At 71.6% G+C, this 23,067-nt stretch carries 15 protein-coding genes; 8 read left to right on the top strand and 7 right to left on the bottom strand.

The annotated features are described in order from the left end of the window. Positions 1–106 precede the first annotated feature (106 nt). The 3 genes from MMF94_RS38605 to MMF94_RS38595 form a co-directional block, all read right to left on the bottom strand. Positions 107–1,999 carry a glycosyltransferase gene (locus MMF94_RS38605; protein ID WP_241042435.1) on the bottom strand — a complete coding sequence of 631 codons (1,893 nt, stop codon included), beginning with the start codon at positions 1,997–1,999 and terminating at the stop codon, positions 107–109. 116 nt (positions 2,000–2,115) lie between these two features. Further along, a complete protein-coding gene (locus MMF94_RS38600) occupies positions 2,116–5,130 on the bottom strand; it encodes an arabinosyltransferase domain-containing protein (RefSeq protein WP_241042434.1) in 3,015 nt (1,004 codons plus the stop codon). 135 nt (positions 5,131–5,265) lie between these two features. Next, positions 5,266–8,475: an arabinosyltransferase domain-containing protein gene (locus MMF94_RS38595; protein WP_241042433.1), complete on the bottom strand. Its 3,210-nt coding sequence runs from the start codon at positions 8,473–8,475 to the stop codon at positions 5,266–5,268. Between the two features lie 514 nt (positions 8,476–8,989). On the opposite strand from MMF94_RS38595, the gene MMF94_RS38590 reads away from it, so the two are divergent. The 6 genes from MMF94_RS38590 (at position 8,990) to MMF94_RS38565 (ending at position 16,477) form a co-directional block, all read left to right on the top strand. Continuing rightward, on the top strand, positions 8,990–10,216 hold the full coding sequence (locus MMF94_RS38590) for a lipopolysaccharide biosynthesis protein (protein ID WP_241042432.1): 1,227 nt from the start codon (positions 8,990–8,992) through the stop codon (positions 10,214–10,216). After that, positions 10,206–11,384: a glycosyltransferase family 4 protein gene (locus MMF94_RS38585; RefSeq protein WP_241042431.1), complete on the top strand. Its 1,179-nt coding sequence runs from the start codon at positions 10,206–10,208 to the stop codon at positions 11,382–11,384. The genes MMF94_RS38590 and MMF94_RS38585 overlap by 11 nt, the downstream gene beginning before the upstream one ends. Beyond that, on the top strand, positions 11,381–12,106 hold the full coding sequence (locus tag MMF94_RS38580; RefSeq protein ID WP_241042430.1) for a class I SAM-dependent methyltransferase: 726 nt from the start codon (positions 11,381–11,383) through the stop codon (positions 12,104–12,106). Before MMF94_RS38585 ends, MMF94_RS38580 begins: the two co-directional genes overlap by 4 nt. 350 nt (positions 12,107–12,456) lie before the next feature. After that, positions 12,457–14,133, top strand: coding sequence for an arabinofuranosyltransferase AftB family protein (locus MMF94_RS38575; RefSeq protein WP_241042429.1), 1,677 nt, complete (start codon positions 12,457–12,459; stop codon positions 14,131–14,133). Positions 14,134–14,171: 38 nt separating this feature from the next. After that, a complete protein-coding gene (locus tag MMF94_RS38570; protein WP_241042428.1) occupies positions 14,172–14,816 on the top strand; it encodes a nitroreductase family protein in 645 nt (214 codons plus the stop codon). A gap of 158 nt (positions 14,817–14,974) precedes the next feature. Beyond that, a complete protein-coding gene (locus tag MMF94_RS38565; protein WP_241042427.1) occupies positions 14,975–16,477 on the top strand; it encodes an acyltransferase family protein in 1,503 nt (500 codons plus the stop codon). A 53-nt stretch (positions 16,478–16,530) separates the two neighbouring features. Here MMF94_RS38565 and MMF94_RS38560 read toward each other — a convergent pair whose 3' ends face one another. After that, a complete protein-coding gene (locus tag MMF94_RS38560) occupies positions 16,531–16,896 on the bottom strand; it encodes a YciI family protein (protein ID WP_241042426.1) in 366 nt (121 codons plus the stop codon). Positions 16,897–17,185: 289 nt separating this feature from the next. On the opposite strand from MMF94_RS38560, the gene MMF94_RS38555 reads away from it, so the two are divergent. Next, positions 17,186–18,112: a hypothetical protein gene (locus tag MMF94_RS38555; RefSeq protein WP_241042425.1), complete on the top strand. Its 927-nt coding sequence runs from the start codon at positions 17,186–17,188 to the stop codon at positions 18,110–18,112. A gap of 304 nt (positions 18,113–18,416) precedes the next feature. Here the strand turns inward: MMF94_RS38555 and MMF94_RS38550 are convergent, their stop codons facing one another. Together MMF94_RS38550 and MMF94_RS38545 are read right to left on the bottom strand one after the other, a co-directional pair. After that, positions 18,417–19,172, bottom strand: coding sequence for a decaprenylphospho-beta-D-erythro-pentofuranosid-2-ulose 2-reductase (locus tag MMF94_RS38550; protein WP_241042424.1), 756 nt, complete (start codon positions 19,170–19,172; stop codon positions 18,417–18,419). Next, positions 19,172–20,533, bottom strand: coding sequence for a decaprenylphosphoryl-beta-D-ribose oxidase (locus MMF94_RS38545; RefSeq protein WP_241042423.1), 1,362 nt, complete (start codon positions 20,531–20,533; stop codon positions 19,172–19,174). The genes MMF94_RS38550 and MMF94_RS38545 overlap by 1 nt, the downstream gene beginning before the upstream one ends. 140 nt (positions 20,534–20,673) lie before the next feature. Between MMF94_RS38545 and MMF94_RS38540 the strand changes: the two genes are divergently transcribed. Then, a complete protein-coding gene (locus MMF94_RS38540) occupies positions 20,674–21,273 on the top strand; it encodes a DUF1707 SHOCT-like domain-containing protein (RefSeq protein WP_241042422.1) in 600 nt (199 codons plus the stop codon). 12 nt (positions 21,274–21,285) lie between these two features. Here MMF94_RS38540 and MMF94_RS38535 read toward each other — a convergent pair whose 3' ends face one another. Next, on the bottom strand, positions 21,286–22,980 hold the full coding sequence (locus tag MMF94_RS38535; protein WP_241042421.1) for a DUF885 domain-containing protein: 1,695 nt from the start codon (positions 22,978–22,980) through the stop codon (positions 21,286–21,288). Positions 22,981–23,067: the final 87 nt, after the last annotated feature.

The following is a 23,067-nucleotide window of genomic DNA, read 5'->3' as shown; positions in this document are numbered from 1 at the left end:
CCGGGCGATCGCAAGGCGGAGGAGGGGCCGATACCGCTGTTGTATCGGGCCCGACGACAACGCCGCGAGGGCGCCGCGCAGTAGGGCCGAGTCGTTCAGCGCGCTCCTAGTCGTCGAGGCCGTAGAGCCGTGCCCAGTTCGCCCTGCTGGTGAGGTTGCCCATCTCCGCGCGGTAGCGCCGCGCGGCCGTGGGGCCCTCCTTCACGAAGCGGCGGAAGGTGCGCGCAGCACGCTTCGTGAGTTGCAGGGCCAGCTCCTTGTCGCGGGTGCGTACCCGGATGCCCTGCTCGGACATGTCCGTGACCACGGCGCGCTCGAACGTGGAGACGTGCCACCAGTGCGCGTCGCCCGCGGGGACGAACCCGGTGCGGTGCACCGACCGGTCGGTGAGCAGGTACGCGGCGCGCTTGATCCACGTGAGGCGCTCGCTGCCGGGAGGGTTGGCGGCGCGAATGACCTGCAGCTCGCGGAAGTCGTCAGGTACCTCCGAGACCGGGCGCATGGCCGTCTCCTCGTAGCCGGCCCGGATCCGCCGGATCTCGGCGGCCGCGGCAGCCGAGCCGTCGCGCAGGATCTCGGGGCCGTCGAGGAAGTCCTCAACGGCCTGCAGCAGTGTGGCCGACAGCCCGTACTGCATGCTGATCACGTACTGCGAGAGCAGCTGCCCGAGGCGCCTGGTGATGCGCCGAATCGAGAAGTCGGTGTGCAGCGCCGCGGTGATGAGGCCGTTGCGCATGTTGAAGTACCGGTGCCACTCGTCCCAGTCCTTCCACCCGAAGTCGGCGTGCCATACGCCGGCTCCGGGCAGGGCGACGGTCGGGAAGCCGTGGGAACGGGCACGGTAGCCGTACTCGATGTCGTCCCACTGGAAGAACAGCGGCAGCGGATAGCCGATCGTCCGCACGATCTCGGCCGGGATCAGGCACGACCACCAGCCGTTGTACTCGGTGTCGACGCGGCGTTCCTGGTTGATCGGCAGCTGCCGCTCGTCGATCCCGAGCAGGTACGCCTCGCGGAGCGCACCGGGGACGGGCATGCCGACCTGCAGCAGCTCCGGGTCGGCGTACTCGGCGGAGATGTGCAGGTGGGCGGGGTGCAGCAGGTTGAGCATCTGCCCGCCCACGATCGTGGGGTGGCGGGTGTTGGCGGCGAACGCGGTGAGCCGGACGATGATCTCGGGGTCGAGCAGCACGTCGTCGTCCATGAGCAGGACGTCGGCGTGATCCTCGGGGTCGCCCTTCGTGGCGTCGAACAGCCCGCGGGTGAACCCGCCTGCACCGCCGAGGTTGGGCTGGCGCACGTAGCGCAGCCGCTCGCCGAGCGCCTCGGCGATCTCCGCGAACCGGGGCCGGGACTCCAGCGGGTCGCTGCCCTGGTCGACGACCTGCACGGCGCCCACACAGCTCAGGGCCTGCGGGTCGGAGGCCATGGCCGCCAGCGTGTTGAGGCAGTCCTCCACCCGGTTGTACGTGCAGATCACGACGTCGGTGCGCAGACCGGGGCGGGCGTCGGGAACGGTCCACCGGACGTCCGACACCGTCAGCTGACCGGTCTCGGTGGTGAGCTCCAGCCACATGCCGCCGCCGTCGATGAACCGGTCGACAGGCCCCGTCAGCCGGATCGTGCGCTCGTCGGTGTCCTGGACCTCATGGGCCTCGACGATGCGCCACACCTTGTTGGTGTCGGAGGCCATCAGGCGCACCCGGCCCGTGCCGCTGACGACCGCCTGGACCTCGATCTCGCGGACGTCCGTCCACCGCTGCCAGTAGGTGGCGTGGAGCCGGCCGAAGTAGGTGTTGGTGCTGACACGGGTGTTCGGTTCGAGTGTGACGCGGGTGCGCTCGCGACGGGCGGCGCCCTTGTCGACGACCGAGTACAGGTCCTCCGGGACTCGGGCCGAGGGACCGAAGAACAGTCCGCGCTGGACGACGAGGCGTGACCGTAGACCGTCGGCCGTCGACTCCGGTTCCGCGAGCTCGGCGTCGGGGTGCAGTGGCACCGCCGTGTCCGTGATTTCCGGTATCCGAAGCATGGAGTCGGCCGTCCTCGTCCTCGGTCGGGGGCGTTGCTGGTGGGCTCATTGTGGAGCAAGCGGAGGGCCGGACCCGACGGGGGTCAGCCCACAGGATCGAGTCCGGGCACCCGCGCGTGACCGTTGCGCTCCCACCCTGCCACCGTGCGGTCGGTGATGACCGGTACGGGCCTGGCCAGCGGTTCCTCGACATTCCACCGGTAGAGCTGCGCGGCGTCGCGGGTGGGATCGCCCTGCAGGTAGGTGGGCATCCGCTGCTCGGTGACGATGAGCCGGGGTGCTGCGAAAGGACCGCCGAAACCAGCCGAATAGGTGATTCCCGCGGACGGATCGGACGCCGGTGGTCCGACGCGCCACTGCGCGAGCCCGGCGGTGCCGAGTGGCAACGGCTCGGGGGTGAGGCAGGGGAAGAGGAACGCGATCGGCCAGTCGAGGATCGCGTTGGTGCCCGGCGGCAGGACCTCGGTCATCGGGGTGAGCCGGGGCACCCGCGGGAGCGACGCGACGGCAGGCGAGCGCGGGCCCGCGTTGGGTGCGTTCACAGCGAGCCGCACCGTGTCGGCCTCTGGCGGCGCCATCTGGCGGTGGTCGGTCGGGCCGAGGCTGTCGGCGGTGACGGGCCGGCCCTCGATCACCCGGTCGCCCACCCCGAACTCGACGGTGAGCACGTCGCCCGGCTGGGTCTCACCCGAGGTCGTGACGACGACGGGGAGGGCGCCGGCACGCTGTTGCGGATCGAGCCGGAACCAGGCCGTGGTCATGCGGCCGGCGACCGCGATGCCCGGCATCGTGCTCCTCCCGACGTCGACGGGCAGGGTGCGGCCGGTCGGTGAGCCGGCGGCGATCGGCAGCAGCCCGTCCACGGGGTCGGTCTCGACGGACAGCAGCCGCTGCAGCCCGCAGGGTTCGCCGCGCAGCGTGGCGATGCTGTCGGAGGCGAGCGTGTAGCTGTCGCGGTGTGCCACGGCCACCCGAACGAAGCTCAGCACCTGCAGGGCCAGCACGACCACGAGGAGGAGGGCGACCAGAGGCGTGGGGCCGGGCACCCAGCGCGGCACGGCGACACCGGTGGCCCCGCCTGCGCGCAGCCACGCCGACCGCACGATCAGCACGCCCACACCCACGCCGCCTGCGATGAGGGCGATGGTGGCCACCGGGATGTTCGCCAGCTGTGGGGGCGTGGTGGAGAAGCTCGGCGTGAACCAGTTGCTCGCGTACGGCCAGATGTTGTAGCCGGCCAGCACCAACGCCCCGACCACCGTCACCGCACCGAGGGCGGTGAGCATCCGATGTGGCTGCTCGCGCAGGGAGACCGGGCGCTGCACCAGCAGTCCTCGCGGTACCCACGCCTGCGCAGCGGACGGGCGCTCCACGTTCGCTTGTCGCGGTGCCGCCGCCGACCACGCCACCATCCCGAGCACCAGCACTGCTGCCCCGTAGCCGGCGAGGTCACCGAAGTGCTGGGTCCACTTCGTCGGGCTGGCGGTCAGCGTGGCCAGGGAGAGCAGGAAGCCGAGCACCAGTCGACGCGCCGGGCCGGTGGCGATGCCGGTGCGCGATCCCCGCAGCGCCCACAGCACACCCGCCGCTGCGAGCAGCGTGAGGAGCACCGCGGCGCGCCGCCCGATCGAACCCTCGAATGATCCCGGCGCCAGCAGCGCCGAGTAGCGCTCGTACTCCTGGTACCACGGCATCCCGCCGCCGATCAGCGTGCGGACCCTCGTGGCCTCGAGCATCCCGGCGAGGCTCTGGTCGGTCACCATCAGCAGCACCGCGGCGGCCGGAGCGGCCACGATCGCGGTGAGCACCGGCAGGACGTGCAGGTCGCGGCGGGCGCGCAGCAGCCGCAGCACGGGCAGCGCGCCGGCGAGGAACGGCGTGAACGCCATCAGTCCGGCGGGCGTCACCGCGGTGGTGACGCCCGCGAGCAGGAGGCCGACGACGAGCGGCGTGATCCTGCGGCAGGCCACCGCCCGTTCGACGGCGAGGAAGACCGCGAGCGTGCCGACGGCGACCCACGGCTCCGGGCGCAGCCCGAGGTTGAGCGGCACCCACCAGGTGGCGAGCGCCAGCGCGGCGAGCCACGGCGCGGCTCGCCCTGCGGCGAAGCGGCCCAGGCGGGGGAGCACGAGCCGGGAGAGGAGCCACCAGCACAGCAGCCCGAGCAGGACCGACGGCAGCCGCATCCACAACGTGGAGGGCGAGATGAGCGACCAGGCGTAGTAGACGTCGTAGAACCAGCTGAACGGGGCCTCCGGCGCGTTCAGCCAGCGGTAGACGTTGCCGATGAACCCGTTGCTCCCGATGCTGCGGACGATGCCCGCGATATAGCCGTCGTCCACGGTGATCGCGCCCACGAGCCACCAGACCCCCAACAGTGCGACGACCGCGCCGTCGACCGGGCGCGGCCGCCACCAGCGGCGTGGGAGCAACCGCACCGGCGGGGTGACCGCGCGGTCGGCGCGGCGCAGCGCCACGAGCATGCCGAGCAGCCCGAGGACGCACACCACGGCCAGCGCGGTCTTGATCGCGGAGATGGTGGTCTGGAAGCGGGTGTCGGTGCGCAGCGACAGGGTGACGCCGGTCTGCACGTCGCTGAACGCGCCGGCCACGTCGGGTCGCACGTCGCCGGTGCGGGTGAGTACCGGAGTGTCGTCGACCAGTACTTCCGTGCGTTCCGGGTCGGAGTGGACGGTGAGGGTGCACGCGCCCCGCGGGAGGGGCACGGCACCGAGATCCACGCCCGCGCTCATGACCCGCACCTCGTCGCCGGAGGCGGTGAGTCGCAGGCCGTACAGTGGCTCGGCCGTGGCGTCGGGTCGCAGAGGCACCGTGGAGAGCAGCTCCCGGCTCACCGGGGGGCCGCCGGGTCCGCCGTCGACGCGAGCTACGGCGCAGCTCGCCGTGGCGGTGAGATCGACCGGCTGGTACGGCATGAGCGGGATAGCGGCAGGCCCGTCCGATGCCGTCCAGCTGTAGCGGACGTCGGGTTGGTGCACCGGCGCGAACGGGAACGCCACAGCGGCCAGCACGGTGATCAGTCCCAGGACGAACACGGCGTGGCGCGGCCCGCGCGATGTGCGCAGGGGTGGGGTCACGTCATGGCTGCCACGACCGCCGGGCTGCGGTTTCCGAGGACTGTCCGGCTCGGGCGGTGTCACCGACCGTGCGGGCGTGAGCACGCGGGCAGCCTATGGGGAGCCGGTTACCTTCCCGGGCCGGGGGATGCCGGCTCACTCTTGCGGGGCAGGGCCGGTCCCGGTGGCCGTGGACGCGCCGGACACCGTGCGGGTCGTCTCCGTCACGGTGTAGGCGGCGCGGGCGAGCGGGGTACTGAACGAGTACACCTGGATGTGCGGGTCGGCCCCGCCCACCACAGCCAGCTGCTGCACGCCCTGGGTGCGTGGCACCTGCGCGAACGCGCCGCCGCGGGAGGGCACCCAGGTGCCGTCCGCGAAGCCCGAGAGCGCGCCCCCGTCGCCCCACAGCACGGCGTACTCGGGTGCCTCGGTGATGCCGTCGACCATCGCAGGCTGGCGCTGGCAGGGATACGCGAACGCGAGCGGCCACGCCAGTGCCACCGGTGCGTCGGCCGGCAGGTAGTCCGAGAGCACGGTCGGCTGCTGGACGGCCGGGGCGCTGAAGGCCACGAAGCCGTTGACCATCCCGGTCGCGTCGACCGCCTCGAGCCGCACCACGTCGGCCTCCGGCGGCGGCGCCAGGACGAACGTGCGCCACGACGACTCGGTCGCAGTGTCGGTGAGCTCCTGCTCGCCGACCCGGGTTACCTCTGATCCGGAGCTGCGGCCGTACACCGCGGTGAGGCTGTTGCCCTCCTCGAGCCTGCCTGCCGCCAGCACGGTGGTGGCGGCACCGCCCTCCACTCCCGACGGGAGCGAGTACCAGGAGGTGGTCATGTCGCCGAAGTTGCGCTCGGCGCCGTGGCCGTTGCGGAAGAGGAGACTGCCCCAGACCTCCGCGCCGGCGGGCCCCTGTGGCGGGTCGCCGATGTAGAAGCCGTCACCGGGCTCGAAGCCGTCGGGGGGCGGTGGTGCCGGCAGACCGGCCGCCACCGGCAGCGTCGACGCCGTCGACGGGTCGAGCACACGCACGGCGCCTGCCGCCCCGCAGTGCTCGCCTGCGGGGTCGGCGAAGCCCTGCGCCCAGATCGACTCCCGGGGGACGCCCATCACGGCGGCCTCGCCGAACGTGCCGACGGTGTAGACGGTGGTGCCGAACAGGGAGATCAGCACGACGGCGGGCACCGCGCGCAGCGCCCCGAGCCGGACATCGCCTCTGCCGAGCAGGCGTGCGGCCAGCCCGCCGATCAGCGCCGCGACGACCATGACCAGTGCCCAGAGCAGCGGACGGTCCAGCGAGATGTTCTTCACCGCGGGCGGCAGCTCCGGCCGGTGGGCACCTTCGAGCCAGGCGTACGCCCACTGGTTCGGGCCGTGCCAGGCCAGCGTGATCGTGACGACGAACGTGGCGGCCGCCGCGACCAGCACGCCGATCGACAGCCTCGAGCCCTGCAGCACCCGCCGCGTGAGCGGCACCGCCATCACCAGGAACAGCGCCAGGAACACCGCACCGACGCCGGCGAGCGCACCGAAGTGGTGCGTCCACTTCGACGGGGTGAGCCACAGCGCGGCAAACGCGAGTGCAGTGGTGGAAGCGGACAGCCACAGCGGAGTCGGCACGGTGACCCGGCGGGCCCGGGCCGCGACGGCGAGCACCGCGAACCAGACGAGCGCGACGATGCACACCAGCACGGCGGCCCGCTTGGCGTAGTTACCCATCGCGATCTGCGAGAACAGGAAGGTGTAGCGCTGGATCTCGGTGGTCCAGTTCTCCTGCCCCTGCAGCGAGAGGAAGATCGTCTGCCCGCGGATGAAGTCCCGCAGCCCGCCGTCGGCGAAGGCCAGCAACGGCGCGACCATGCCGCCCGCGGCGACGGCCAGGACACGCAGGGCCGTGCCGATCCGGTCGCCCGTCACCCGGACGACCGGCCAGAGCAGCGGCAGCCCCGCGATCAGCGGGGCGAGGAGTGTGAACCCCGTGGGGTGGGTCGCGAAGCCGAGCCCGGCCAGCGCGAAGGCGAGCCAGGCGAACCAGAGCCGGCGCCTGCGGCTCGCGGCGAGCACGGCGAGCATCGTGGCCGCGCCGCACAGCGCCACGACCGTCTCGGGGCGCACGCCCATGTCCTGCGGCACCCACCAGGACAGGAACGTCACCGCGAGCACGGCGTGGGCGATCATCCGCACCCCGCGCCGGTGCGGTGCCCAGTCGTTCATCGCGGCGACGACGAACCGCCGCAGCGCGAACCACGTGAGGATCCCGAACACCGCCGCCGGGATGCGCTGCATCACCGGCGCGTTGCCGGCGAACTGCTGCCACCAGCCCAGCGACTGGTAGAACCAGGTGAACGGGGTGAAGTTCTGGTCGTAGAGCTGGAAGTAGTTGCCGACGTCGCCCGACAGCACCGAGTTGCGGGCCATCGCCGCGTAGTAGCCGTCGTCGTCGGTGGCCGGGGCCACGAACATCCAGAAGACGATCACCGCGGGCACCAGGAAGTCCACGATCCGCGGCCATCCCAGCCGCCACACGCGCGGCACCCGCGGAGTCATCCGGTCCAGGCGCAGCAGCAGCACAGCGGAGACGAGCAGGGCTGCGATCAGTGTCCAGATCAGCGCGCTCTTGACGGCGGTGGGACTGCTGGTGAACTCGTCGTCCGCCCGCATCGAGACGGTGAGCCCGCCTGAGGGCAGCACTGTCGCGTCGGTGGCGAGCACGTCGACGTCGGGCAGCTCCACCGCGGGAGTGCGTACGAGCTCGGTGCCGTCGCGGCTGATGGTGAGCTCGGCGTTGTCGCGGTGGGCGAAGGAGGAGAGATCCGGGGCGTCCGGGTCGGCGGGGTCGGGGTCGTCCCGGACGAAGGCGGGGAGCCCGCGGCTGTCGCCGGTGATCCGGTACTCGCACGGGCCCGCCGGTAGTGGGTCGTCCAGCAGGAGCCGGTCGAAGGCGCCCACCCGCACGCGGCCCTCGCGAACCGTCACGATCATCCCGGTGGTGCCTGCCACCGGCGACTCCGGCGCCGCGGTCGACAGCACGACCCCGCCGTCTGCCTCAGCGGCGCGCACGGCGTCGCAGCTGAACCGCACGTCGAGGGTCAGCGGCCGGTACGCCGTCAGCGACAGCAGCGTCGACTCGGGGTGCGTCGGATCGACCGGCCAGCTCACCGTGGGCTCGGAGACGGAGACGGGAGCGAACGGCAGCAGTGCCGCGCACACGACGGCGACAAGTGCGGCCAAGCCGGCGAGAAGGGCGGTGCCCCGTCCCCTGCGGGGGGCGGGCTGCGGGGGACCGGAGGGGCCGGCGTGGTCGGCCGCCTCTCCGGCCGGCGCCGTGTCGTCCTCCCGGACGGCACCGGACACGTCAGTCACAGCCGCATGCTGTCAGGAGCTCCCCCATGAACACGAACGGGGCCGATTGCGGGGAAGCCACGTTCTGGCAACAAGATGCACACGAAGGTGGTGCGATCAGGGCGTTGGACGGCGCCCGAACGGGTGGTGAACGGCCATGGCCGCTGTTCTGACGATCTGTGCGGCCGGACCGGGCCCCGCCCGGTTGGATGATTGACGCCTCTACAGTTCCGGCGTGGTTGATCTCCTGCCGGACGCGGTGCGTGCCCGGTTGACGCGTCGTCGCCCGGATGGTGCCCCCTCCGGTCACCGGGTCGGGCGAGTCGGACGTGAGCGGCCCGCGTCGTCCGCGCAGCCACCCCTGACCGGCCCAACCGACGACTCGACGGTGCCCGGCGACCCGAGCCTGAACCCGCGACAAGCCGATGGAAGTTGCATAATCGGGCCTCCTGACGACTTCGAGCGGAAGGTTCCGGTCCTGGCCAGCGCACCCGGCACCCGTTTTCGGTCTGTCGGGCTCGTCGTCCTCGGGATCGTGGCGTCCGGTCTGCTCCTCAATGTCTATCTCGCGATCGTCGCGCGCAGCCTCACGGCCGCCGAGTACGCCTATTTCGGCGCTTTCTGGTCGCTTGCGCAGGTAGCCGGGTTCGGCATGTTCCTGTCCATCGAGCAGGAGACCGCCCGCCTGCTGCAGACGCCCGGCAGGCCGCTCGGTGTGCTCCGCGCCGTCCTGCTCACGGCGGCGACCATGGCAGTCGCGATGCTCGCGGTGGTCGCGCTCGGCTGGCCGGTGCTGTCGAGGGCGTTCGGCGGCCAGGCCGTCACCGTCGTGGCGATGGGCGTGCTGTGCCTCGTGTCGGCCGGTCAGTTCGTGGTGCGCGGCGCGCTCATCGGAATGGACCGGATGGGCCGGCACGCGGCGATCATGCTCCTCGACTCCGCCCTGAGGGTCGGCCTGGCCGCGCTCGTCGCGTCGCTGGTGGCCACCCCGGGCAGCCCTGCCTTCGCGTGGACGCTGGTCGTGGCCATCGGGCTGGCGCACGCCCCGCAGCTGCTCTCGCTGCTGCGCCGCCGTACCCGTGCCGCCACCGAACCCGACCCCGCCGCCGGCTGGCTCACCCCCCGGACGATCTGGGGCGCGGTCGCGCCGCTGCTGATGGGATCGCTCTGCGCACAGCTGCTGCTCAACGGGCCGCCGGTGCTCGTGCCGGTGCTCGCACAGAACCAGGTGGACGTGACGCGCGCCGGCCAGTTCCTGGCGGCGTTCACGCTCGCCCGGATCCCGTTGTTCCTGGTGGTCCCGCTGCAGACCGCGTTGCTGCCGATGTTCACCTCGATCCTGCACTCGGGCGACCGCGTGGCGCTCCACCGCCTGGTCCGCAGGCTGTCGCTGGGGTTGCTCGTGCTGGCTGCAGCCGCTTTCGGGCTGGGGTACCTGCTCGGTCCGTGGCTCGTCCAGCTGATCTTCGGCGCCTCGTACGTCCTGCCCGGATCGCACATCGCCCTGCTCGCCGTGGGGGTCGCTACCTACATCGGGCTGGTGCTCGTCACGCAGGTGCTCGTCGCGTCCGTGCGACACAAGCTGGTGGCGTGGAGCTGGCTGTCCGGGCTGCTCGTCGCCGGGGTGGTGCTCGCGCTGGTGCCGGACCTGCTGTTGCGCGCCGAACTGGCCTTCCTGCTCGGATCCCTCGTGGGGTGGCTCGTGGCCACCGCGCTGGTGCTGAGCGGCCGACGGGAACGGGAGCTGCAGAGTGTCGCCTGAGGAGCCGCATCGAGACCGCCCCGGTCGCCGCGTCGGCATGCGCCGCGACGACCTCGTCATCGCGCTGACCTACTACGCCCCGTACGTCTCGGGCCTCACGAACATGGCGCGGGACATCGCCGAGGGTCTCGCCGCCCGCGGCAAGCGGGTCACCGTGGTCACCAGCCGCTACGACACGTCGTTGCCGCGTGAGGAGGAGATCAACGGGGTGCGCGTACTGCGTGCCCCGGTGCTCCTCCGGCTCGGCCGCGGAGTGATCAGCCCGCAGTTCGTGCGCCTGGCCCGCGCCGCGATGGGAAGGGCCGCGGTGGGCTCGCTCCAGCTGCCTATGCTGGAGGCCGGGGCGATCGCCGCGGGGATGCGCACCCCGATCGTGTCGACCTACCACTGCGACGTGACGTTGCCGCCCGGTCTGGTCAACACCGCGCAGCGGCTCGTCGTCGACGCGTCGAACCGGCTCGCGATGTCCCGCTCGGCCGTCGTGACCGTCACCAGCGAGGACTACGCCCGGAACAGCCGCATGTGGCCCTCGATCGAGCCGTCGATGGTCGTCGTCCCGCCACCGTGCTCGCCGCCGCCCACGGGCGAGCCGAGCTACCGCGAGACCGACGGGCTGCACGTCGGCTTCCTGGGCCGGATCGTGCGTGAGAAGGGTCTCGAGTACCTGGTCCGCGGCTTCCGCGCGCTGCCCGATCCCGACGCCCGCCTGCTGATCGGCGGCGACTTCACCCACGTCGCCGGCGGCAGCGTCGTCGACCAGGTGCGGGAGGCGATCGGCGACGACCACCGGATCCGGCTGATGGGGTTCGTCCCCGAGCAGCGGATCGGTGACTTCTACGCGTCGTTGGACGTCTTCACGTTGCCGTCGGTCAACGCCTTCGAGGCGTTCGGCATCGTGCAGGCCGTCGCGATGCTGGCCGGTGTCCCCGTGCTCTCCAGCGACATCCCGGGCGTCCGGCAGCCGGTGGCGCAGACCGGTTTCGGTACCGTCGTCCCGCCTGGAGACGCCGCGGCGATCACCCGCGCGCTGCAGGCCTTCCAGGCCAACCCGCCCGACCGCGCGGCAGGAGCGGCACACGCACACCGCGCGTTCTCGGTCTCCGCAGTGCTCGACGGCTACGAGGTCCTGATCGACAAGGCGGCACACCACCTCAGGAGCACCAGATGAGCACGGAGTTCGAGCCAGTCGCCGGCTCGCCCGACCACTACGACGCGGACTACTACGACAACAACGGTCAGGCAGGCGACCGGCCTGCACTGCGTTGGTACGTCCGGATGGTCCGGCGCTACCTCGGCCAGGGTCCCTACCTCGACTTCGGCTGCGGCACCGGCCACCTGCTGCGCAGGCTCGCCGCGCACGGACCGGCGTCCGGCTTCGAGATCTCGCCCTACTCGGCCCGCATGGCCCGGGAGACCGCGCCGGGCTGCGACGTGTACACCACGCTCGACGCGATCCCGGGCGGCGCCTTCCGTGGCCTCACGGCCGTTCACGTGCTGGAGCACCTCGACGACGAGACGGTCGCGGCGGTGCTCGCCTGCTGGCGCCGGGTGCTGGTGCCGGGCGGGCGGGCGCTGGTCGTCATGCCGGACCCTGCCGGCAAGGGCCGTGCCCTGGCCGGTGACGGCTGGAACGGCTACCGCGACCCCACGCACGTCAACCTCAAGCCCCACCGCGAGTGGCGCACGGTCCTCGCCGACGCGGGCTTCACCGTGGTGCGTGAGGGCAGCGACGGGCTGTGGAACGTGCCGTACGGCAAGCTCCCGAAGCTCGTCGACGCCGGGCTGCACGCCGGTCCGGCGCTCGCACAGTTCCTGGCAGGGCGCCTGTTCCTGCGCCCGGGCTCCGGCGAATCATCCGTCTTCGTCCTGGAGGCTCCCGCTTCGTCCTGACCCGGACGTTCCCCTCCCAGTGGTGCCCGGCACCATGATGATGTCCGCTTTCGGCGAGCGCCGGGCATCTGGGCGCGTGGGGGGAGTCCGGGTGAGCGAGCTTGCCGGCGAATCAGTGACACAGCGTCCGCGCGCAGTGACGTCTCCCGATGGGCCGGCCGAGCGCAGCGAGGGCGAGCGATGAGCGAGCTTGCGAGCGAATCGGTGTCACAGCGCCTTCGCGAGGCGTCGGCCGAGCGCAGCGAGGGCCAGCGATGAGCACTGTCCTGCAGGCGGGCCCAGCGGCCGCTGAACCGGGCCCCAGGCCGATTCCCTCCGCTCGGACCCCGTGGACGTTTGCGCTGTTCGGGGTGACGCTGCTGGTCTTCGCCACGCTGATCTGGCACCGGCGTTGGATGAGTGACGACGGGCTGATCGTCCTGCGGACCGTCCGCCAGCTGGTCGCGGGCGAGGGGCCGGTCTTCAACGTCGGCGAGCGTGTCGAGGCGAACACCTCCACGCTGTGGACCGCGATCCTGGCGATCCCGGGCATGGTGCCGTGGCTGTCGCTCAACTGGGCGGCTGTGGTTCTCGGGCTCGTGCTGTCGGTCTCCGGCGTCGGCTTCGGGCTCGACGCATCGCGGCGGCTCTTCGCCGGCGGGCGGCTGATGATCCCGTTCGGGGCGCTCGTCGTGGTCTCCCTGCCGCCGTTCTGGGACTTCGGCACGTCAGGGCTGGAGACCGGCCTGATCGTCGGGTGGCTCGGTTTCACGTGGTGGTTGCTCGTCGGCCGCCTTGTCGCCGCGCGCACCGGGAACGCGGGCCGGGCATGGCCGCTCGCCCTCGTGCTCGGGCTCGCGCCGCTCGTGCGCCCCGACCTCGCGCTGTTCGGGCTGCTCGTGGCGGTCGCGCTGGTGGCGCTGGAGCTCCGGCGGGGGTGGCGTCGCCTCGTCGGGCTCGCGGCGGTGGCCGTCGCGGTGCCGCTGGCTTACGAGGTGTTCCGGGCCGGCTTCTACGGACTGCTGGTGCCGTCCACGGCGCTGGCCAAGGAAGCGAGCGTGGCCCGCTGGCAGCAGGGCGTGTACTACCTGCTCGACCTGATCGAGCCGTATCGCCTGTGGATCCCGCTGCTGGTGCTGCTCATCGGTGTGGTGGCGGTTCTGTGCGGGCGCCGGGGTGCCGCTCCGCGGCCCTCGGGCCGGATGCGCCTCGCCACCGTCCTGGTGCTGGTCGTGCCCGTGCTGGGTGCTGCGCTGCTCGCCCTCTACGTCACCAGGGTGGGCGGCGACTTCATGCACGGCCGGATGCTGCTCCCCGCCCTGTTCTGCCTGGTGCTGCCGGTCATGGCGCTGCCGTTCACCCGGTGGACCGCGCTTCCCGCGATCGGGATGGCGGTGTGGGCGCTGGCCTGTGTGTTGGGCATGCGACCCGCCTACGACACGCTCGGCCCCAACTGGATCGCCAACGAACGCCTCTACTACGTGGTGCTGGTCGGCGAGCCCAACCCCGTGACCAGCGAAAACTTCCTCGACCACCCCGTGGCACCCGAGGGGGTCGCAGCCCTCCGCGATGCGTCCGCGCCATCGCTGGGAGTGGCCGGGCCAGGCGACGACGGGCTCCGCTGGTGGCTGTTCCCGAAGCCGGCCGACCAGGCCCGCGACACGATCGTCTGGCTGAACCTCGGCGTCACGGGCGAGCTCGCGCCGCTGTCCACCACCGTGCTCGACGGCGTGGGGCTCACCAACCCGATCGCCGCGCACGCCACCGGCCTGCCGGACGGGCGCATCGGCCACGACAAGGACCTGCCGCCCGAGTGGTTCCTCGCCGACAGCGGCATCACCGGTGACACCGGATTCGTCGACCCTGGCGGTGTCACCGCGGCCCGCGCCGCCCTCGCATGTCCGCGCACGCAGGAACTGCTCGACTCGGTGCGGGCCCCGCTCACCGCACAGCGGTTCTGGGACAACCTGACCGGGGCGTGGGAGCGCACGTCCTACCGGTACCCCCGTGACCCGCGCGCTGCCGCGGAGTGCCGCGTAGCCGAATGACGCTGACGGTCCGCACGGTGCGGAGGCATGATCGGCACATGACTCTGCCGCTGTCTCCCGACGAACTCCTCAGCACCACGCGGTCCGTCCGTAAGCGCCTCGATCTGGACAGGCCGGTACCGATCGAGCTCGTGCGGGAGTGCGTGGAGGTCGCCGTGCAGGCCCCCACCGGAGGCAACCGGCAGAGCTGGCACTGGATGGTCGTCACCGACCCCGGGCTGCGGGCCGAGATCGGCAAGTACTACCAGCAGGCGTTCGATCGCTACCGCAACTCCCCGACCTACGGCGGCGACGTTTCCGAGCACAGCGACGAGCGCCGCGCCGTGCAGGCGAGGGTGACGAGCTCCGCCGAGTACCTCGCGGAGCGGATGGGCGATGTCCCGGTGCATGTCATCGCTTGTATCGAGGCGGGAGAGGAGCTGCCGGCGAGCAACCAGGCAGGCCTGTGGGGCTCGCTGCTCCCGGCCGCGTGGAGCTTCCAGCTGGCCGCCCGCGCCCGTGGGCTCGGAAGCGCCTGGACCACCCTGCATCTGCGATACGAGAAGGAGATCTCCGAGCTGCTCGGGATCCCGCTGAACGTGCGGCAGGGCGTCCTCCTGCCCACCGCCTACTACACCGGCGACACGTTCAAGCCCGCGACACGCGAGCCGCTCGATACCGTTCTGCACATGGACCGGTGGTAGCGGAGAGTGGTCACCGGTTGCACAGTGTGCTGAACGGGGCCCCGTACTGCCACCCGGTCGGCCCTACGACACGCCAGCACGCAGTGACAGCCCGGGCCAACACGGTACGTTCTGGCTGGTAGGCGAACCGCGGCGACGAAAGGCCTCGTTTTCTCAGCGTGACGAGAGCAGGCCAGCAGGTCACCACCCCGTGCGGCAGTCGCGGTGTTCTCACCGGCGAGCTCAAGGGTCTGACGGGGCTGCGGATCGTCGCAGCGATCTGGGTCGTGCTGTTCCACTTCCATTTCACCCCGCTGCCGGGAGTGGCCGAGGTCGCGGCGACGCTCGGGCCGTTGGTCACAGCGGGCGCCCTCGGCGTCGACCTGTTCTTCGTCCTCAGCGGGTTCGTGATCGCTTACACGTACATGGACAAGCTGGGGCCCGCGCTGCGCATCGGCGCCACCACGCGGTTCGTCTGGGCGCGGGCTTGTCGCATCTGGCCCGTGTACGCGGTGGTGTTCCACCTGTTCGGCTTGTGGCTGATGGCCCGCATGGTGTTCGGCTCGGACTCCGAGATCGCGTTCCAGGCCGTTCAGCCCGAGCTCGGGGTCGGGCAGTACATCCAGCAGCTGTTCATGGTTCAGCTCTGGGACAACGCGTTCTTCGACGGGGCGTCCTGGGTGGGCCCCACCTGGTCCATCAGCGCCGAGTGGCTGGCCTACCTGCTCTTCCCCGTCGGCGTGCTCGTGCTCTTCCGGATGCGCAACCTCCCTGCCGTGGTGCTCGGCGTCGCAGCCGTGGCGCTGATGGCTCCGGTCGCGTGGGCGTACCTCTCCACCGGCAGCCCGTACTACCCGTGGAGCTGGGTGGTGCGCATCCTCTGCGGATTCAGCGGTGGGGCGCTGATGTACCTGGCCGTCCGTCGGACGCTCCGGATGTCGTCGAGGGCACGGCGCAGCGCGTCGACGTTCGCGGTGGTGCTTCCGCTGATGATCGCGGGTGGGCTCCTGCTCGGTGAGCTGATCGGTCCAGGCCGGGGCGGCGCGGTGATCATGCTGTTCCCGTTGCTGGTCGGCGCGCTGGCCCTGGCCGACCGGGGTCCCGCGCTGGTGCTGTCGGCGCCGTGGGCCGTCTACGGCGGCCGCATCTCCTACAGCCTCTACCTCGTGCACATCCCGATGTTCGAGATCTACTGGCTGGCACTGCGGAAGTTCTCGTTGCTCGGACCGGACACCGTCCTCGCCTACGTCGCCGGGGCTCTGGTGTTCGTCTCGACCATCGGCGTGGCGGCCCTCGCCTATCACGCGGTGGAGGAGCCCGCGCGGCGGCGGATGCGCAAGCTGGTGCCTGCCGAGGTGGAATCGGTGTCGAAGGCGCCTCGCCATCGTGCCGTCGGTGGGTCCGCCGCCGGCTGGCCCAGCGTGGGCCACCAGACGGCTACCGCCGCCCGTATCGCAGCCGCGCGCCGCACACTCGCCGACCGCACGAACAGCGAGATCCGCCCCACCGAGAAGGCGGCGGAGTCAGCCGAGTTCTCCGTGCCGCGCCGACCCGCCCTGGGCACTCGGAACGGGGTGCTGGCTGCCGCGCTGATCAACGCCCAGCGGCGGGCGCCGGCGAACGTCGACGACTACGAACGTGCCCTCTACGTGCGCGGGGGATATCTGAACGCGGGGGGCTGAGCAGCCGGCCTCCTGCCCGATGTGCCGCGGGCAGGAGGCCGGCACCGTCGCAGCTACTGCGGACCGGCCGAGAACACGATCGGCCGCACCTCGACGCCCAGCCCGTCGACCGAGGAGTCCGGAATCAGGCCGGCGAGCTCGATCGCCCGCTCGCGGGTCGCGCACTCCACGACGTAGAAGCCGCCCATGAACTCCTTGGTCTCCACGAACGGGCCGTCGGTCACGACGGGCACGCTGCCTCGCCCGCGCACCGCGACGCTCTGGGCGGGATCGGCGAGGGCGTGCGTCTCCACCATCTCGCCGGACGCCTTGATCGTCTCCATGAACGCGCCGTGGCCGGTCATCACCTGCTCACGCTGCTCCTCGGTCAGCGCATCGAACGCCGCGGGGTTCACCTGCATGATCAGCATGTACTTCACGGATCGACTCCTCCGGAACGCGGCCGCCCGGGCGGGCACCGTCGCGAACAGGTCGTAGGCGGCGCCATGTTCTCGACATCGGTCCGTCCCTGACCCCCGTGCGATCAGCGCCTCACCCGGAGCGCAAGATCCATTTGTGGGGTTGGTACGTGCATGGGGGGACAGCAGCGACATGGGCGATATGCGACGCCCGCCTCGGAACCGTGGACAGGCCCGACCGCTCGTCCTGCTGGTCGCGGCTCTACTCGCTGCCGGCAGCACGACTGCGTGCTCCGTGTGGGAGAGGGAAGTGCCCGGACAGGCCGCGCCGGTCGACCTGGTGCACCCTCCGGCGGGCCCGCTGGACAGGGCCGAGCCACTGACCGACGCCGATCTCGTCAAGGTGAGTGCGGGGCAGCTTCTCGACGAGAGCATGGTCGCTCTGCTCACCCAACCCGTGCTGCACGTCCGGATGGAGACCGCGGCGGACCTGCCGTTGTACATGACCGGCGGCGACTACCGTGCCGCGGTCAGCGACGGCGGCATCGACTTCCGCACCAACGACTTCGCCTATCACGAGCTGGACGGCTTCAACACCATCTGCGATGACGGCAGGATCTATCTGCTGGATACGTTGGACAAGACGTGGTCCGAGGTGGATCGCAGCTGTGCGATCAGCACCGACGGCGTGTTCGGTAACGCGAGCAGCACCCTCGAGATCATCGGCGCCGTGAGCGACGGGGTGCTGACCGCCGGCCTCACACCGGACGAGGCGACGGCGTTCGTGGGCGCGATCCACGAGGACTACCCCGACTACCTCGACGTCGGAAAGCTCTCGCTGGTCGAGCGTGACGGTCGGCAGTACGTCCGGATGCCGTTCGTCCTGAGATCTCTCGACCGGGACGGGAACCAGGACGGGATGATGCGCCTGATCTGGTCGTTCCGGGCGATCGGGGCGAGGTGGAAGTCGCACGTACTCATGCCGGGCAATGCGGGTGTTGCCTCCCACCAGGTGGAGGCCGTCTACTACGTCGACCCGAAGACCCGCCTGCCCGCCTACACCGAGTCGCTCTTCTACGACCCAGTGGACGACCCGGGCGCAGAAGCCGGGAGGGTCGTCAGGGTCGAGTACTTCTGGGACGGTGTCGTGCCCGATCTGAAGCCGGTGACCGGCGACGCGGGCGAGCCCGAACCGCCGTCGTGGCCGGCTGAGCGAATCCGGCCGGCGGGCCGCTAGCGGTCAGGCGGTCCCGTGACGGGCTGCGCTCGAACGTCTGCGCGGCGCCAATTGTTGATCATCGGGCAGGCCGGCCCCGCCGCGCCGGGCATTCGGACCGGCTCCTGACCATGATCAGCAGATCGGGGTCGGAAACCGGGCAATACACGGCTACGAGGCCCCGAATGACGATCATCACCGGACAGCCGGGCCAGCCGAATCGGCAGATCTCCGACGGTCAGCGTGTCGTGGACGAGCTGGACGGCGCGCTCTGCCGGTACGTGGTGACGGCGGCTCCGTCAGCTCACCGGAGCGGGTGTACGCGTCAGCCCGGGATGCGGCGGAACACCGCACGCGGCAGGTGGCGCAGCACGCTCATCAGCACGCGGAGCGGGGCGGGAGACCAGACGAGCTCGCGACGGTTGCGCACCGCGTCGACCACGACGGCGGCGACGGCGCCGGGGGTGGTGGACAGCGGGGCGGGCTTGCGGCCCTCGGTCATCTTCGTGTGCACGAAGCCCGGCCGCACGACCGTGACGACCACGCCGGACGGGCGCAGGGCCTCGGTGAGGCCGGAGTAGAAGGCGTCCATCCCGGCCTTCGTGGAGCCGTAGACGAAGTTCGAGCGGCGGGCGCGCTCACCCGCGACCGAGGAGAACGCCACCAGCGAACCGTGGCCCTGGGCGCGCAGCCGCTCGCCGAGCGCGACGCCCACCGAGACCGCTGCCGTGTAGTTGACCTGCGCCAGCTCGACGGCGGTGTCGACGTCGGTCCACGCCTGCTCGTTGTCGCCGAGCAGCCCGAACGCGACGAGCGCGACGTCGATGTCGCCGCCGGTGAAGGCCTTGCGCACCACGTCCGCGTGGGTGTCGAGGGCGAGGGCGTCGAACGGGAGCGTCTCGACGGCGCAGCCGAGCTTCTCCAGCCGGGCGCGCGCGGCGTCCAGCCGCTCGGACGGCCGGGCGGCGAGCACCACGCGCAGCGGCCGGTCGGAGGCGAAGGCCTCCACGACGGCCAGCCCGATCTCCGAGGTTCCGCCCATCAGCAGCACGCTCTGGGGGTTGCCCACGGCGTCGATCATCAGTTCGTCAGCTCCAGCCGCCTGGCCATGTCGGATGTGAAGACCCCGGAGGGGTCGGCGTTGTCGCGCACCTTGCGCCACTCGTCGAAGCGCGGGTAGCAGCGCCGGATCGTCTCCGCGCTCGCCCGGGACTCCTTGGCGAGGTAGAGCCGCCCGCCCGCAGCGAGCACGAGCTCGTCGAGCCCGTCGCAGAAGTGGTGCAGGCCGCGGGCGATCGGGAAGTCCACGGTGATCGTCCAGCCCGGCTGCGGGAACGACAGCGGTGCCGCGTTGCCGTCGCCGAACCGCTTGAGCACGTTGAGGCCGGACGCGTGCGGCGAGGTGGCGATCCGCTCGACGATCCGGCGGAACGTCGGCTCCTCGCCGAACGGCACCAGGAACTGGTACTGCAGGAAGCCGCGCGAGCCGAATACCCGGTTCCAGTCTCCGAACAGGTCGAGCACCTGGTAGAAGCTCGTGATGTTCTGGATCGAGCCGCGCTGGCGCTTGGGGGCCTTGCGGTACCAGAGCTCGCTGAACGCCCGCAGCGTGAAGCGGTTGGCGAGGCCGTTGGGGAAGACGTCCGGGAACGACAGAAGCTGCGGCGCGTCGAACTTCAGGGGGTCGTTGCGTAGCTTCACCGGCAGCTGGTCGACGGTGGCGAGCGAGCCGCGGGTGAGCACGGCCCGGCCGAGCTGGGCGCCGGTGGTGGTGGTGTCGAACCAGGCGGCGGAGTAGCCGTACGTGTCGTCGGAGCCGTCGGTGAGCAGCGCCATCAGCTCGTCGAGGTCGGCGGTGCGGTCGGTGTCGACCACGAAGTACGCCGACTCCGTGCGGTGCAGCTGCACCCTGGCGCGCACGACCATGCCGGTGAGGCCCATGCCGCCGACGGTGGCCCAGAACAGCTCGGCGTCCGGGCCGTCCGGCGTGAGCGTGCGGAGTGATCCGTCGGCGGTGATCAGGTCGAGCGACAGGACGTGGTTGCCGAAGCTGCCCTTGGTGTGGTGGTTCTTGCCGTGGACGTCCGCCCCGATCGCCCCGCCGATCGTGACCTGCCGGGTGCCGGGGAGCACCGGGACCCACAGACCGTGCGGGAGCGCGGCGCGCATCAGGGCGTCGAGGCTGACCCCGGCGTCGAGGTCGACGATTCCGCTGCCGGCGTCGATCGAGTGGATGGTGGCGAGACCGGTCATGTCGAGCACGATGCCGCCGGCGTTCTGTGCGGGATCACCGTAGGAGCGCCCGAGGCCGCGGGCGATGATCCCGCGCGGACCCGCTGCCGTGACCGCAGCGCTGACGTCGTCGATGGACCTGGGTGTCAGCACCTGCGCCATCGTGGGCGCGGTGCGTCCCCAGCCGCGGAGACTCGCCGTTCCGGACATCCGCGTCAGGCTACTCCCCGTAGAGATCGCGGCCGCCGCTCCACCCCGTGGAACGCCCGGCCTGCCCGCGGGCGGCGCAGGCGCATCTGCGCACCGGGAGTAATCAGTACTCGGCCTGGTGTCAGCACTATCCTGCTGTGGTGAGCACGCCGCCGGACCCGCCGGGACTCAGGATCTCCGACGCCGACCGGGAGCGCGCGGCCGCCCAGCTCCACCAGGCACTCGCCGAGGGCCGGATCACGGTCTCGGAGCTGGAGGAGCGACTCACGGTGGTGTATGCGGCCAGATACGAGGCGGATCTCCGCCCGCCACTGGCCGACCTACCGGGAGCGCACCAGGCGGCGATCGCCGCGTCCCGGCCCCTCGAGGCGCCTGATGCGCCTGCTGTGGTGCTGCGCACCGGAGCGTCCACCATCAAGCGTCGTGGCGCCTGGGACGTGCCGGCCCGGCTGCGCCTGCAGAGCGCGATGGGCTCGGTGGTCCTCGACTTCTGCGACACCACGCTGCGCCACCCGGTGATCGACATCGAGGTGGATCTCGGTGCGGGCTCTGCGCGGCTCCTCGTGCCCGACGAGGCCACCGCCGACATCGATCGCGTCGTGGCCACGATGGGCACGGTCAAGAGCAGCGTCCCGTCCATCCGGCGGCCCGGCGTGCCCCACTTCGTGGTGCACGGCCGGGCCGGGATGGGCTCGGTGACGGTGCGCAGGCGTTACCGGCTGGCGGGCCACTACTTCTGACCCGCCGACCGGTCAGAGCCGGGCGAGCTCGTCCGTGAGGTCGTCCAGGCCGAGGCTGCCGAGCGACAGTGCGGCGGCGTGCCAGGACTTGAGGTCGAAGTCCGCGCCCCGTGCGGCTCTGGCTGCATCCCGGCCGGCGAGCCAGGCGCGTTCCCCGAGCTTGTAGCTGATCGCCTGGCCCGGCCAGCCGAGGTAGCGCACGATCTCGCTGTCCAGGAACGCGCTGGGCCGTCCGCAGAAGGCGCCGAAGAACTCGCGTGCGACCTCGGGGGTCCAGGTCTTGCCCGCGTGGACGGGCGAGTTCGCGGGAACCTCCAGCTGCAGGTGCATGCCGATGTCGATCACCACCCGGATCGCGCGCATCTGCTGCGCGTCGAGGTACCCCAGCCGCGTGCCGGGCAGGGTCAGGTAGCCGAGCTCGTCGGCCAGCCGCTCGGCGTAGAGCGCCCAGCCCTCGGTGTTGCCCGACACCGACCCGATGGTGGTCTGGAACGTCGAGAGCTGGTCGGCGAGATGCGCCCACTGGGCGAGCTGCAGGTGGTGGCCGGGAACGCCCTCGTGGTACCAGGTGCTGACCAGGCCCCAGAGCGGGAACCGGGTCGCGCCGAGTGTCGGCAGCCAGGTGCGGCCGGGCCGGGAGAAGTCGAGCGACGGACGCGTGTAGTACGGCGCGGCGGCGCTGCCGGACGGAGCGATCATGGCTTCGACGGTGCGGACCGGCGCCGGGATGTCGAAGTGGGTGCCGGCGAGCTCGTCCATCGCCGTGTCCATCATCTTCTGCAACCAGACGCGGATCTCCTCCACGCCGTCGACGGCCTCACCGTTCTCGTCGAGGTGGCGCATCACGGCGATCGGCCCGGCGCCCGGCACGATCGTGTCCGCCTCGCGGCGCATCTCCTCGTCGAGACGGCGGAACTCGTCCCAGCCCCACTCGTAGGCGTCGGCGAGATCGAGGTCCGAGCCCGTGCTCAGCCGGGCGCCGAGCCGGTAGCGCTCGGCGCCGACGGCGTCCGGCGTGCCCTGCGCCGCCGGGAGGTACACGCCGGCGAGGTGGTCGCGCAGCTCGGTGGCGGCAGTGGCGGCGGCCCCGGCCGCCTCGTCCAGCGCGGTACGCACCGCGGGCGCGATGTCCTCGGGTGCGTCCGCCACGAAGCCGTGGAACCAGGAACCCCGTGGATCGGCGAACCACGCGTCGAGCTGACCGACGGCCGTCTCGACCTGTCGCGGCGCAGCGTGCAGGCCCCGACGTGACCCCTCGGTGAGCGACGCGATGTACCCCGCATACGCCTGCGGCACCTTCGCCATCCGGCGCGCCACGACCGCCCAGTCGTCCGCCGTGACCGTGGGCATCAGTTCGAACAGCTGCCGGACCTGCTGATGCGGCCCGAAGATGTTGCGCACCTGCCGCAGGTGCTCACCCGCGTCGCTCACGGCGAGCTGGGCCTCGAGGCGCTCGCGGAGCAGCCGGGCGCAACGCCGGTCGTCCTCACCGGCCACCGCGGCCGTCGGCAGCCCCGCCAGCACCGTGTTCGCGAGATCGTCGATGGCCTGCTGGCCGTCGGGGGACAGGTCGGGTACCCGGTCGTCGCCGGGGTGGGTGCCCAGCGAGGTCGCGACCCTGGTGTCGAGGTCGGCGAGGCGGCGGACGTAGTCGTCGGCGAGGGCACGCACCCCGGTGGGGGTGCCGTCATCGGTCTCTGTGGTCACCCGGTGATCGTGCCGCGCCGTCACGATCCGTGCACCCGGCCCATCGGGGGAGGGACAGGGCGGGCGGACCCGGCCGATACTCTGCTC

The sequence above is a fragment of the Pseudonocardia alaniniphila genome (genome assembly GCF_022524485.1).
In the GTDB taxonomy this organism is placed as follows: Bacteria; Actinomycetota; Actinomycetes; order Mycobacteriales; family Pseudonocardiaceae; genus Pseudonocardia; species Pseudonocardia alaniniphila.
This window is presented reverse-complemented; position numbering and strand designations above follow the sequence as displayed.